The 13,052-nt window shown below is 48.6% G+C and carries 13 protein-coding genes and 1 tRNA gene; 11 read left to right on the top strand and 3 right to left on the bottom strand.

The features are described from left to right. Nucleotides 1-53 precede the first annotated feature (53 nt). Nucleotides 54-536 (bottom strand): GNAT family N-acetyltransferase, encoded by a 483-nt coding sequence (locus DW922_RS05075; protein ID WP_118726017.1) that lies wholly within the window; start codon nucleotides 534-536, stop codon nucleotides 54-56. Nucleotides 537-1,006: 470 nt separating this feature from the next. On the opposite strand from DW922_RS05075, the gene DW922_RS05070 reads away from it, so the two are divergent. Together DW922_RS05070 and DW922_RS05065 are read left to right on the top strand one after the other, a co-directional pair. After that, entirely contained in the window at nucleotides 1,007-2,299 is a 1,293-nt protein-coding gene (locus tag DW922_RS05070) for a GntP family permease (RefSeq protein ID WP_118726016.1), read from the top strand. Nucleotides 2,300-2,352: 53 nt separating this feature from the next. Then, nucleotides 2,353-3,636: a lactate racemase domain-containing protein gene (locus tag DW922_RS05065; RefSeq protein ID WP_118726015.1), complete on the top strand. Its 1,284-nt coding sequence runs from the start codon at nucleotides 2,353-2,355 to the stop codon at nucleotides 3,634-3,636. Nucleotides 3,637-3,701: 65 nt separating this feature from the next. Here the strand turns inward: DW922_RS05065 and DW922_RS05060 are convergent. Next, a tRNA-Arg gene (locus tag DW922_RS05060) sits at nucleotides 3,702-3,773 on the bottom strand. 103 nt (nucleotides 3,774-3,876) lie between these two features. Here DW922_RS05060 and DW922_RS05055 point away from each other — a divergent pair. The 9 genes from DW922_RS05055 (at nucleotide 3,877) to DW922_RS05015 (ending at nucleotide 12,684) form a co-directional block, all read left to right on the top strand. Continuing rightward, nucleotides 3,877-4,887 carry a hypothetical protein gene (locus tag DW922_RS05055; RefSeq protein ID WP_118726014.1) on the top strand — a complete coding sequence of 337 codons (1,011 nt, stop codon included), beginning with the start codon at nucleotides 3,877-3,879 and terminating at the stop codon, nucleotides 4,885-4,887. Between the two features lie 135 nt (nucleotides 4,888-5,022). Next, nucleotides 5,023-6,051 carry a tRNA preQ1(34) S-adenosylmethionine ribosyltransferase-isomerase QueA gene (gene queA, locus DW922_RS05050; protein WP_118726026.1) on the top strand — a complete coding sequence of 343 codons (1,029 nt, stop codon included), beginning with the start codon at nucleotides 5,023-5,025 and terminating at the stop codon, nucleotides 6,049-6,051. A 209-nt stretch (nucleotides 6,052-6,260) separates the two neighbouring features. Beyond that, nucleotides 6,261-7,028: a pseudouridine synthase gene (locus tag DW922_RS05045; protein ID WP_118726013.1), complete on the top strand. Its 768-nt coding sequence runs from the start codon at nucleotides 6,261-6,263 to the stop codon at nucleotides 7,026-7,028. A 131-nt stretch (nucleotides 7,029-7,159) separates the two neighbouring features. Next, nucleotides 7,160-9,223, top strand: a complete 2,064-nt coding sequence (gene ligA, locus DW922_RS05040; RefSeq protein WP_118726012.1) for an NAD-dependent DNA ligase LigA — start codon at nucleotides 7,160-7,162, stop codon at nucleotides 9,221-9,223. Further along, nucleotides 9,213-10,133, top strand: coding sequence for a homoserine O-succinyltransferase (metA, locus tag DW922_RS05035; RefSeq protein WP_118726011.1), 921 nt, complete (start codon nucleotides 9,213-9,215; stop codon nucleotides 10,131-10,133). The genes ligA and metA overlap by 11 nt, the downstream gene beginning before the upstream one ends. A gap of 114 nt (nucleotides 10,134-10,247) precedes the next feature. Further along, on the top strand, nucleotides 10,248-10,571 hold the full coding sequence (locus DW922_RS05030; protein ID WP_195715006.1) for a GNAT family N-acetyltransferase: 324 nt from the start codon (nucleotides 10,248-10,250) through the stop codon (nucleotides 10,569-10,571). Next, entirely contained in the window at nucleotides 10,540-10,968 is a 429-nt protein-coding gene (locus DW922_RS05025) for a hypothetical protein (protein WP_118718886.1), read from the top strand. The genes DW922_RS05030 and DW922_RS05025 overlap by 32 nt, the downstream gene beginning before the upstream one ends. 184 nt (nucleotides 10,969-11,152) lie before the next feature. After that, nucleotides 11,153-11,779, top strand: a complete 627-nt coding sequence (locus DW922_RS05020) for a Maf family protein (RefSeq protein WP_243032059.1) — start codon at nucleotides 11,153-11,155, stop codon at nucleotides 11,777-11,779. A 14-nt stretch (nucleotides 11,780-11,793) separates the two neighbouring features. Beyond that, the gene (locus DW922_RS05015; protein ID WP_118718887.1) at nucleotides 11,794-12,684 is read left to right on the top strand and encodes a GTP pyrophosphokinase; all 891 of its coding nucleotides are present in this window, start codon (nucleotides 11,794-11,796) and stop codon (nucleotides 12,682-12,684) included. Between the two features lie 61 nt (nucleotides 12,685-12,745). Here DW922_RS05015 and DW922_RS17795 read toward each other — a convergent pair. Continuing rightward, on the bottom strand, nucleotides 12,746-13,052 hold a 307-nt coding region (locus DW922_RS17795), incomplete at its 5' end, for a hypothetical protein (RefSeq protein ID WP_207666291.1).

Here is a 13,052-nt window from a genome sequence, read left to right as displayed (position 1 = left end):
CCTTTCGGCAACTCACACGGCCCTTGTCATATACTTAAATTGCAATATTGCGCTCAGAAACTTAGCCGCATCTGATACCATGTTACATTGCCATGTACGGAGGCGGACACTCCTTCGTTTACGAAGTCGAATTTTGCGTAATAATGGATCAGTTTATCTTTGCAGGTGAGCACAAGTCCTTTGCGGCCCTGAGCTCTGGCATCTGAGATGGCACGTTGTATGAGGGCTCCGGCATAGCCATGTCTGCGGTACTCCGGGATGGTATTGACGCCGAAGATCATCTGCCAGGTACCGTCTTCCTTATGGAGAGCGGCATGTTCATACATTTCATCGGTCAGGTCAGCCATATCGGTGACCATGCCATCTACAAAGGCAATGAGCTTATCTTCATCGAACATGAGCCAAAAATGGTTACTGTAATGGGCCAGGCGCTGTTTAAAATCGCTGCGGGTGGCAGCCTCAGTGGGTGGGAAGCATTCAGCCTCAACGGCGGTGATTGCATCAAGATCTTCTATGGTGGCGGTTCTGATTAACATAGGGAAAGTCCTCCTGATTTTTTTCTAAAGACAGATGGTATTGTAGCATGGTGGCTTTGAAAAATCCAGCCGGCAGTTTCGGCAAACGTGGTTTGGCATGCGAAAGACAAAAAAATAACAAAATGAAATTCGTACATGAAAACAGAGAACAGACCAAATGGACATACCATTTTAAAAACTGAAATAAAGAAATGTGAAAAAAATAAAAAAATACTTTACATTATGAAAAAAAATTGGTAATATATGACATGCGACAATGAGACCGGAAGAGATGATTATCGGCATCTTTTTTTTACAAAACTTGTATACTAGTAAACTTGGGAATCACGGGCGCTAAATGTGAAAAAAATAACAAATGAAAGAAAGAAGAAAAGGAGGGTGAGTCATGGCACGATACGGATAGCGTATCTCTGAGGGGAAGGTAATCAAAACAGAAGCATTGAGAAAATGAAAAATGAGAAGGAGATATTATGCAGATCTTACTGGTTATACTCAGTCTGGTATTACTTATTTATCTATGTTTCAAAGGGGTTCCGATCTTTTTCGGTGCAATGATTTCCGGTATTTTTCTTCTGGTTACGGCCGGAATGAATCCGGTAGAACAGATTACAACGACATATGTAACAGGACTGGCAAACTATTTCGGAAAGTTTTTCTTTATTTTCGTTCTGGGATCGCTGTTCGGCAAGCTGACTGACATCAGCGGAGCGGCAGATGCAGTAGCAAAGGTCGTGATCGATAAGCTGGGTGACCGCTTCATCGTTCCGTCTATTATGCTTGCAGGTGTGATCCTGACTTATGGCGGTGTGTCCGTATTCGTATGTATGTTTACTCTGTACCCGCTGATGGTTTCTCTGTTTAAGAAGGGGGACATCTCTCGTACTCTGATTCCGGCAGTATACTTTGCAGGCGCAGGTACCTTTACTGGTATGATGCCGGGTTCTCCGCAGATCCAGAACCTGATGCCGGGTCAGATCCTCGGCACTCCGGCCACTGCAGCTTTCGTTCCGGGAATAATCGCAGCAGTTTTTGAGGCAATTCTGGTCTTTGGATTTATGATCTGGTATGTTGGTTATACCAAGAAAAAAGGCCTTCACTTCGAGATGACTGAGAAGGATGAGGCTATGCTGAAACTGAAAGAAGGAAAAGAGCTTCCGAACATTGTGGTTGCGCTGCTTCCGATGATCATCCTTCTTGTTGCTTTAAATGGTTTCAAGCTCAGCGCAGAGCTCGCATTGTTTGTTGGTTTTATTGCCGGTCTGATCTGCTATGCAAAACAGATCCCGTGGAAGGAAATCTGGAAACATCTCGGCGATGGCACAAAAGATGGTACAGGTTCTCTGTTTAACACGGCAGCAGTTGTTGGTTTTGGCTCTCTGGTTCAGGCAACTCCGGCCTTCGATACCCTGATCGGTTCGGTGACGAAAATCGGAGGAAGCCCGCTGATCGCATCTGCACTGGCAGTTACTGTACTGGCAGGTGTCTGCGGTTCCGGCTCCGGCGGTCTTGGCATTGCGCTTCCGATCATTAAAGATTACTTTGTTCCGCTTGGCGTAAACCTTGAGGCACTGCACCGTGTCAGCGCGCTGGCAAGCTTAGGCCTGGATTCTCTTCCGCACAACGGCCTGGTTGTATCCGTGCTGAACGTAACTGAGAATGATCACCGTCATTCCTACTTCCCGATCTTCGTAACTACCTGCCTGATTCCACTGGTCACACTGGTATTTATGATCCTGCTGTTTTATTTATTCGGAATGGCATAAAAGAGGGGCACGAAAAAGAAACATGACAGCGGTTTTGTGAAAGGAGATACTAAATGTTTATTCAGTTTCCAGAAGTCCATACACCAATTCAGGGAATGGAGAATGTTCCGATCCCGAATATGGTAACGATTCGCCAGAGCTATGATCCGACCAAGATCGAAGATATTAAGGGACATATGCTGGCAGAGCTTGAAAAAGTAGAAAACAAAGAAAGCTATAAAGGAAAACGGATCTGTATCACAGCAGGAAGCCGCGGCATTCCGGATATGGATGTGATGCTGCGCACCATCTGCGATACCTTAAAGAGCTGGGGAGCAGAGCCGTTTATCATTCCGTCCATGGGAAGCCACGGCGGCGCGTGTGCTGAGGGACAGCTGGAGATGCTGGCCGGTTATAATATCACGGAGGAGAGCATGGGCGTACCGATCCTGTCATCCATGGAGGTGGTGCAGTACGGTGAACTGAACGGCATTCCGCTTTACTGCGATAAATATGCTTACGAATCCGACGGAATCGTAATCTTTAATAAGGTTAAGCCGCATACCGATTTCCGAGGCCCTCACGAGAGCGGTCTTGCGAAGATGATAGCGATCGGTATTGCAAAGCATAAAGGCGCAAGCATGTTCCACAGCTTTGGATTCCATCGTTTTACGGAACTGATCCCGCAGGTGGCAGAGCAGTTCCTGGAAAAATGTCCGTTTGCTTTCGGCGTTGGCGTAGTGCAGAACGCATACGATGATATCTGTGCAATGGAAGTCTGCGGCAAGGACAATTTCATGGAGACCGATGCACGTCTTCTGGTTGTTGCAAAAGAGCGTATGGCAAAATTCAAATTCAATGATATTGACGTTTTGATCATTGATGAGATTGGAAAGAATATCAGCGGAAACGGTCATGATCCGAATGTAACCGGACGTAATATTACGCATACGTTCGGTGCGACCTTGAATTTAAAGAAGCTGTTTATCCGCGGCATCACGCCGGAAGCTCATCATAATGGCTGCGGTCTTGGTTCTGCAGATGTAACGACCAGACGCTGCTTAAATGATGTAGATTGGGAAGTGACCTGGACCAACGTGCTGACTACCGGAATCATGGATGCATGTCCGATCCCGCTGTATGTCAATACCGATAAAGAGGCAGTGCTGATGTGCATCCGCTGCTGTCACAACCTGGATTACAAGAAGGCAAGAGTGGTACACATCAAGAATACCCTGTGTCTGGATGAAATCCAGGTATCGGAGGCTCTTTATGAGTCCATTAAGGATATGGACGGAATCAGCTATGTAAGCGGTCCGACCCCGATGTATTTTGATGAAAATGGAATGATGGATTAAGTATTAAAAAAATCCCTGTGGCACATGGAATGATGTGCCACAGGGATTTTTTGGTAAAAGAAAAATGCGTCTGATAGGAATCGAACCTACGCACGCGGCTCCGGAGGCCACTGCTCTATCCACTGAGCTACAGACGCATCTCTATCATGATACTATACTTTTTTCTAATTTGCAAGGGGATTTGTTGATTTTTTATTCCTCATTTGATATGATGTTAGTACTGATTGGAGGTCCTATTTTATGAAATATAACTGGAATTCTTTTGGGAAAAAAGATACAGAGAAAAAGGCATTGCTTCCGGTTCTGGTTGTTCCGCTCGTAGTCATTGTACTCATGATTATCATTGTGCTTGCAGACTACGGGAAAAAGTGGGCAGCAGATCCGGCAGCAGCGACGGAAACGGTGGAAACAGAACCGGCAGAAACAGAGACAATGGCTGCAGAGCCGGAGAGCGATTCTACGGAGTTAGACGCTGCGGATGAGTCTGCAGCAGAAGAGGAAACTTCCGGGGATGAAAACGGAGATCCTTATGCGACAGAGACCCTGATGCACGACAGTGTTCCGGAAGTACTGGATCTGATGAAAAAATACTTTGCAGCGCGGGCCAGCGGGGACGCAGACACCATGAATGAGATTTACGGGGTATCCGGTCTTTCCTTTACGGAGCTGGAGCACGAGAAAACCCGCCTGCGCAGCAATTCCAAGTATGTGCAGGAGTTTGACAATATTACAACTTATGTGCGCGATGGCGCGACGGCAGACAGCTGGCTGGTCTATGCACTGGCAGATATTAAGTTTCATTCCGTAAAAACTGCAGCACCTATGATTATGTGGTGCTACGTGGAGAAAGACAGTGAGGGCAATTACCATATCATCAAGGATGAAAACCTTTCGGAAGAGGTTCTGCAGCTGATCGATGTTTCCAATCACTCGGAAGAGGTGAGAAAGCTTGCTTCCAGTGTGAATGTGAAATTGAAAGAAGCGTTGAATTCAGACGAGGATTTAAACAGCGTTTACGGTGTGCTGCGTGACGGCTCTCCGGTTTACGACAATGGGGACGAGCCGGAGGTAGTGATCGGAGACGAGGAAACCTCTGAGAGCGGGGAAGATGGTGCAGCAGCTTCTTTGGAATCGAGTGAAGGAAGCGCGCAGGAGACAGGTGCAGAAACAGCCGTGGAAACAACCACAGGTTCCGAGGTAAGCATCGGTGCGGAGTCTGGTGACAGCACAGCAGCGGATACCGCAAATTAGAATGAAAGATAAGCAAAGCAAGAGCAAGGCGTAAAGCAAGAGCAAGGCACAAAGCGAGAGCAAAGAGCCAGGCAAGAAAAAACAAACAGCAAACAAAGAGTGAAGAAAAGAAAGAAGATAAGATAAATGGAAACCATGAATGTAAAAGACTTTGATTTTGACCTCCCACAGGAGCTGATCGCACAGGATCCGCTGGAGGACCGTTCTGCCTCCAGACTCCTGGTGTTGGACAAGAACACCGGAGAGATGGAGCACCGCCATTTCCGTGACATTACGGAGTATTTAAGACCGGGTGACTGTCTGGTCATCAACAACACCAAGGTAATCCCGGCGCGTCTGTTTGGCGTGAAGGAGGATACGCAGGCGAAAATCGAGGTGCTTTTGTTAAAACGCCGTGAGAACGATATCTGGGAGACTCTGGTAAAGCCGGGCAAAAAGTGCAAGCCGGGCACGGTAATTGTATTTGGCGAGGGTCTGTTAAAAGGTACCGTCATCGATGTTGTGGAGGAGGGCAACCGCCTGATCCAGTTTTCCTACGAGGGCATTTTTGAGGAAATCCTGGATCAGTTAGGACAGATGCCGCTTCCGCCATACATTACCCATCAGTTAAAGGATAAGAACCGGTATCAGACCGTGTACGCGGAGCATGACGGCTCTGCTGCTGCGCCGACCGCAGGTCTGCATTTTACGAAGGAGCTGCTCGCGCAGATCGAGGCAATGGGCGTGAAGATTGCCCATGTAACGCTGCATGTTGGTCTTGGCACGTTCCGTCCGGTTAAGGTGGAGAATGTGCTGGAGCACCACATGCACTCGGAGTTTTATGTGGTAGAAGAATCCGAGGCGAAGAAGATCAACGACACGAAAGCAGCGGGCGGACGTGTGATCTGCGTTGGTACGACCAGCTGCCGTACCATCGAGTCTGCAACCGGGGAAGATGGAATCTTAAAGGCTGGAAGCGGCTGGACGGAGATTTTTATTTACCCGGGTTATAAATTCAAGATTCTGGATTGCCTGATCACAAACTTCCATCTGCCGGAGTCGACTCTGGTGATGCTGGTTTCTGCACTGGCAGGACGGGAACATATTCTGAATGCGTATAACGAAGCAATTAAGGAACGGTACCGTTTCTTTAGTTTTGGGGATGCCATGTTCATCCACGACTAAGGACGCGGGGAAGCAATACAGGCTATCTCCATGGTTTGGGGATAGCCATTTTCGGCTTATAAAAGGAGCAGGTACATGATAAAAGAGACCTGTGCAAAAAAGGGATTGAAAAAGCCTGTGCATGCAAAGAAACCTGTGCAGAAGGTACGGAAAGGGTTACTGTACACTGTTTGGGCAACGCGTGAACAGCAACCGGAAAGGAAGCAAACATGGAAGAAATCCGTTTAAACAAATATTTGAGTGAGCAGGGAATCTGCTCCCGCCGTGAGGCAGACCGCCTGATCGAGGCAGGAAAGGTGACCATCGACGGCCGGAAAGCCCAGATGGGAGAAAAAGTAACAGGTCAGGAAGTGATCGTCTGTGATGGAAAGCCGGTTGGAAAGGCGGCGGGCGGCAAAAAAGTAAAACCGGTGCTTCTGGTTGTGAATAAGCCGCGCGGAGTGGTATGCACCACTTCCGACAAGGACCGTGCGGTGAACGTTGTGGACCTGATCCAGTATCCGGCGCGTGTGTATCCGGTGGGACGTCTGGATAAGGATTCCGAGGGACTTCTCCTTATGACGAATCAGGGAGAACTGGCTAACGAGATCATGCATGCAGGCAATTTCCATGAGAAAGAGTATCTGGTCACGGTAGATCAGCCGTTCAATGCCGCATTTTTAAAGAAGATGCGTGAGGGTGTGGAATTAAAGGAGCTTGGAGTGACCACAAGACCATGTCAGGTGGAAGCAACCGGCATGAAATCGTTTAAGATCATCCTGACACAGGGATTAAACCGTCAGATCCGCCGCATGTGCGCGGAGCTCGGCTATCGTGTGGTGACTTTAAAGCGGATCCGTATCATGAACATTCATCTGGGCAAATTAAATACTGGGGATTTCCGCCGGGTAACGCCGCAGGAGATGGAAGAACTGGAATGGCAGTTGGAGCAGGCGCGTCTGGAGCGTGAGGAACTTCTGGAAGGCGGAGACGAGTAGAAGACGAGTTGTTGCCGGACACGCATGCGTGACGAACAGCGACGAAGACAGAATAGAACAAAGCCCGATGAAAATGCTGGCGGAAAGATGACAGACCGAAGACATGACAGGAAAAATGGCAGGTGACGAGAATGGATCAGAGAAAGAATGACGATAAGATCACGCGTATGAAGGAGCTGCACCGGCAGCTTTTGGCGGCATCCAGGGCATATTACCAGGAGAGCCGTGAGATCATGAGCAATTTTGAATATGACCGGCTGTACGATGAACTGCTAAAGCTGGAAAAGGAAACCGGCATGGTATTGGCCGGAAGCCCGACCCAGAAGGTAGGTTATGAAGTATTGAGCGAACTTCCGAAGGAGGCGCACGAGGCACCGATGCTTTCTTTGGATAAGACAAAAGAAGTTCCGGTTCTTCAGGAGTGGCTGGGAACCCAGAAGGGACTTTTATCCTGGAAGCTGGATGGTCTGACCATTGTTCTGACATATGAGGGCGGTGAGCTGGTGAAAGCAGTCACCCGCGGCAATGGCGAGATCGGTGAGGTCATCACCAACAATGCGAAGGTATTTTCCAATGTGCCGCTTCGGATCCCGTATCAGGGACAGCTGCTCCTTCGCGGGGAGGCAATCATCAAATATTCGGACTTTGCACGCATCAATGAAGAAATCGAGGATGTGGATGCGAAGTACAAGAACCCGAGAAACTTATGCAGCGGCTCTGTGCGTCAGTTAAACAATGAGATCACGGCGAAGCGGAATGTGAATTTTGAGGCATTCATGCTGGTGCGGGCGGTAAATCCGGCGGATACGCAGGTACCAGATGCAGCAAATGCAGATGGCGTGGATGCAATTGTGGACGATGGAACAGATCATGGTCGTTTCCACAATTCCCGCAAAGAGCAGTTCGAGTGGCTGAAGACACAGGGCTTTGATGTGGTGGAATACAAGGAAGTGACGGCTGCCACACTGCCGGATGCAGTGGCAGAATTTGCCGAGGCAATCCAGAGCTATGATATCCCCTCTGACGGTCTGGTACTTCTGATGGATGACATTGCCTACGGCGATGCGCTTGGCCGCACAGCAAAATTCCCGCGCAATTCCATTGCTTTTAAATGGGCGGATGAAATCCGCGAGACCACGCTTCGGGAGATTGAATGGAGTGCATCCCGGACCGGTCTGATCAACCCGGTGGCGATTTTTGATCCGGTGGAACTTGAGGGGACCACGGTAAGCCGGGCCAGCGTCCACAACATCAGCATCATGGAAGCGATGGAGCTGGGGGTAGGTGATACCATTACGGTATACAAGGCGAACATGATCATTCCGCAGATTGCCGAGAATTTAACCCGCAGCGGAACTATTGTGATTCCGAAGATCTGCCCGGTCTGCGGCGGCGAGACCCAGATCCGCCAGATGAATGATGTAAAATCCTTATATTGCACGAATCCGGACTGCCAGGCAAAGAAGATCAAGAGTTTTTCTCTGCTGGTGAGCCGTGACGCGTTAAACATTGACGGCCTTTCCGAGGCAACCCTGGAGAAGTTTATTGCAGCTGGGTTCATCCACAGCTATGCCGATATCTTTCATCTGGACCGCCATCGTGAGGCGATTGTTTCGATGGAGGGCTTTGGCGAAAAGTCCTACGAGAATCTGATGGCAGCCGTGAAAAAGGCTTCCCACACCAATCTGGTCCGTGTGGTTTACGGCATTGGTGTGGCAGGCATTGGGCTGGCGAATGCGAAGATGCTGTGCCGGTCTTTCGACTATGATTTCGAACGGATGCGCCATGCCACGGAGGAAGAACTGACTGCGATTGATGGAATCGGCGCAGTTTTAGCCGATGCGTGGATCGCATACTTCGCATCTGAGAAAAACGCAAAGCTGGTGGATGATCTGCTTGCAGAGCTTACCATAGAGAAAGTTTCGGAAAATACAGAGGCAGCGGTATTTGCGGGGATGACTTTTGTCATCACCGGAACGGTAGAGCATTTTGTAAACCGGAAGGAACTGCAGGCGGCCATTGAGGCACGCGGCGGAAAAGCGACCGGTTCGGTCACCGCAAAGACTACGTATCTGATCAACAATGATGTGACTTCGAATTCGTCAAAAAATAAAAAAGCAAAAGAACTGGGGATCCCGATCATTTCCGAGCAGGATTTCCTGAACATGATGGGGGAAGAAAATAATGCCGATTAAAGTACAAAATGATCTGCCGGCCAGAGCCATTCTGGAATCGGAAAATATATTCGTGATGGACGAGAACCGTGCGATGAGTCAGGATATCCGTCCGCTTCAGATCCTGATCTTAAACCTGATGCCGATCAAGGAGGATACGGAAACCCAGCTTCTTCGGGCACTTTCCAATACACCCCTGCAGGTGGACTGCACCTTTTTGATGCTTTCCACGCACGTTTCCAAGAATACCTCGGCCAGTCATCTGAATAAATTCTATGTGACGTTCGATGAGATCCACCGTCAGAAATTTGATGGTATGATCATCACCGGGGCACCGGTAGAAAATATGGAGTTTGAGGAAGTCAATTACTGGGACGAGCTGACGAAGATCATGGAGTGGAGTAAGACCCACGTGCATTCCACCCTTCATATCTGCTGGGGAGCGCAGGCAGGTTTATATTACCATTACGGCATTCCGAAATACAAAAGAGAAAAGAAATTAGCAGGAATCTACCGGCACAAGATCTTAAACCGCAAGATCCCGTTAGTCCGCAGCATGGACGATTACGTTATGGCGCCGCATTCCCGCTATACTGAGGTGCGCCGGAAAGACATAGAAAAACATCCAGAGCTGACGATTGCGGCAGAGTCCCCGGAGGCCGGTATTTTCCTGGTACTTAACAATACCGGAAGCCAGATCTTTGTGCAGGGGCATCCGGAATATGACCGTATGACCTTAAACAACGAATATCATCGTGATTTAAAAAAAGGACTGCATCCGGAACTTCCATGCAACTATTATGAGGACAATGACCCGTTCAATATTCCGGTCCTGTCCTGGAGAAATGCCTCGAATACCCTGTATGCAAACTGGCTGAACTTCTATGTATACCAGACAACCGATTATATTCTGACAACGGATGAAGAGTAAAGACAGCAGTTCACCGGCAGGAATTTTCGGAAGGGAAGATTCCATGTGATATCGTTTAGGGAGCAGATGTGTTTCCAAAGTATCACTGAAAACGAGATGGAGGAGGATATGCCGATGAGAGTGTTTCTGGATCAAGGGGAAAAGAAAGAAGCGCTTTGGAAACTGATTCCAAAGCGTTTCCGTTTCCAGCCAGTCCGTCTGCTTGGATGTGAGGCAGACGGACTGGCTGGAGAAACAGTTCTGGAAAAAACAGGGGCGGATGTAAAGCTTTTGTGGCTCTGGGTGGAATGCTCATTCCGGAAACAGGGAGCAGGCACGATGCTTCTGGATGCTGCGGTCAGTCTGGCGAAAAAACTGGGAGCAGAGAGTCTGGTTACCGACTACCAGGCTACGCAGCAGGAGAGTAATGTGGGAAGAACTGGACGGACCGCTGGATGAATATCTCTGGTACCACATTAGGGGAGTACAGGGAAAGACGGGCGGCAAGAATCTGGAGAAACGTCTCGAAAAGGCAGACCAGGCAGCACAGTTTGCACAGTTTCAGGCACGTCAGGCGAGTGTGCAGACGATCCTGGATATGAAGAAGCTGTCAGCGTTTGCATTTTTGCGCCAGGAGATGCAGGATACCGCAGACTGCCTGAACATGGGATTTTATACGATGGGAGACCAGGAGTTTAAAGAGCTTTATGAAAGCCGGAAACGTTATTTTGAATCTGCGGATCTGGCATGCAGGGTGATCCAGGAACAGACTGAGCAGGTGAAAAAGGAGCAAGGATATGCCTGGTCATCAAGTCAGATGCAGGCAGGACTCCTTGCGATTGTAACCTCGTTCTAAATAAACCGTCATGCGGTATCTGACTGATTAACAAATGAACAAAGAGACTGTGGTTGGAGCCTATTTACAACCATCAAGTGGTAGGAGCAAAAAACCAATCCACAGTATCTTAATAAGAATAGCCTAACCTATAGAAAAGGTAAAGAATGGCTATGACTATATAATACGAGGAGACAAAAACAATATGAAAACACAGATGGAGAACTGTTACCCGGATGTGATCCTGGCATCGGCATCCCCGCGCCGCCTGGAGCTTTTGCGTCAGGCGGGCATAGAGCCGGTGGTAGAGCCGAGCCATGTCACGGAGGTGATCCGCAGCACAAAGCCGGATGAGGTCGTGATGGAGCTTTCCAGGCAGAAAGCAGAAGACATTGCTTTCAGACATACCGGTGAGAATGCTGTGGTGATTGGCGCGGACACTGTGGTGGCATTTGACGGAAACATCCTCGGAAAACCGAAGGATGAGGCAGATGCCATCCACATGATCTCATCCTTTCAGGGGAAAATCCACCAGGTATACACAGGCGTGACTCTGGTATTTTGTGGAAAACCGGGAGAAAATCCAAGCGAGCAGTGGAAAACCATAACCTTTGCGGAAAAGACTGATGTACATGTCTGCCCAATGACAATGGAGCAGATCAAAGCATATGTCAGAACCGGGGAATCTATGGATAAGGCCGGGGCCTACGGGATTCAGGGACGTTTTGCGGTCTGGGTAGAAGGAATCCGGGGAGACTATAATAATGTGGTCGGGCTTCCACTGGGGCGCGTCTGCCGGACACTGCTTGAAAATATAGCAACACAGGAATGACATCAGGAGAATCTATGATCAAGAAAAAAGATTTTTTGAAAGAATATAACATTGAAAAAGAAACCCTGAAAAAGACAGGGATGAAGTGGGAAGAGCTGAATTCCATTTACGACAGCTACTGCCGTATTGAGCCGCAGTTAAAGAAGATCGGCAAGGATTTCGTTAACGATTATCTGTATGACATTGAGAAAGCAGGGATTCACTCTTACCGCTATCGGACCAAAAAGGCAGGGCATCTGCTGGAGAAGATCATCCGCAAAAAGAGCGAGCAGCCGGACCAGTACAAATATATCAACCGGAAGAACTACTATAAGTATATGACGGATCTGATCGGAATCCGTGTCTTCTTCCTTTACCGGGAGGACTGGATCTATTTTCATAATTACATTACTTCGGTATTTGAGAATGATCCGGCCAATTATATTGAGGACCGGCTTCTGGACTTCGATGATGACCCGGACCATTACTACATCGCAGAACGGCCGAAGGTCTACCGCAGAACCGGTGACACCCGGATTTACGATAAAAAACTGATCGACATCAAATCGGACGGCATTTACCGTTCCCTGCACTATATCATCAAATACAAGGGTTACTATGTGGAAATCCAGGGCAGAACCCTGTTCGAGGAGGGCTGGAGCGAGATCGATCACGATATCGTGTATCCGTATTATCAGGACGATGAAATGCTTTCCGATTTCTCCACGCTGTTAAACCGTCTGGCCGGTATGGCAGACGAGATGAGCTCCTATTTCCGCCGCATCAAGCAGCAGCGCCAGGAGCAGCTGGAAAGCGAGCATGCGGAGAAAGAAGCGCAGAAGAAGCAGGAGCTGGACCAGCAAAAGAAGCGGGAAAAGCAGGAGCAGAAGAAGGCGGCTGCCAAAAAAACGGAATCGCCGAATTAAACAATATCGCACAGTAACAAATAGAAGGTCCGGGCGTATACGAGTCTGACTTCCTCCATTTTCACATATCGTTGTTCGCTTGCTTTCGCTGACACATGTTCGCCTGCATCGGATTTACATCCGCTGCAATCGGACATGTGTCCTCAAGAGGCGAAACAACTGATATGCTGAAAATTTCAGAAGTCAGACTCATACACGCCCTACTTTTTTGGCTCCGCTGCGTACGAAAAAAACTGCAACCATCACTAAATTGGCTGAGTGTTAGCTTATTTTCAGTCATTTCAGTAGTGGTTGCAGTTTTTGGTAGTGGAGCCAATAACGTAGAAAGCCTCCGCCCCGCCATGCGCTTACGCATGGCGGGGCGGGGG

Source organism: Clostridium sp. AM42-4 (assembly GCF_003480105.1).
Taxonomy (GTDB): domain Bacteria; phylum Bacillota; class Clostridia; order Lachnospirales; family Lachnospiraceae; genus Brotaphodocola.
Note: the sequence above shows the minus strand (reverse complement) of the source record. Positions and strands in the feature narration are given on the sequence as shown.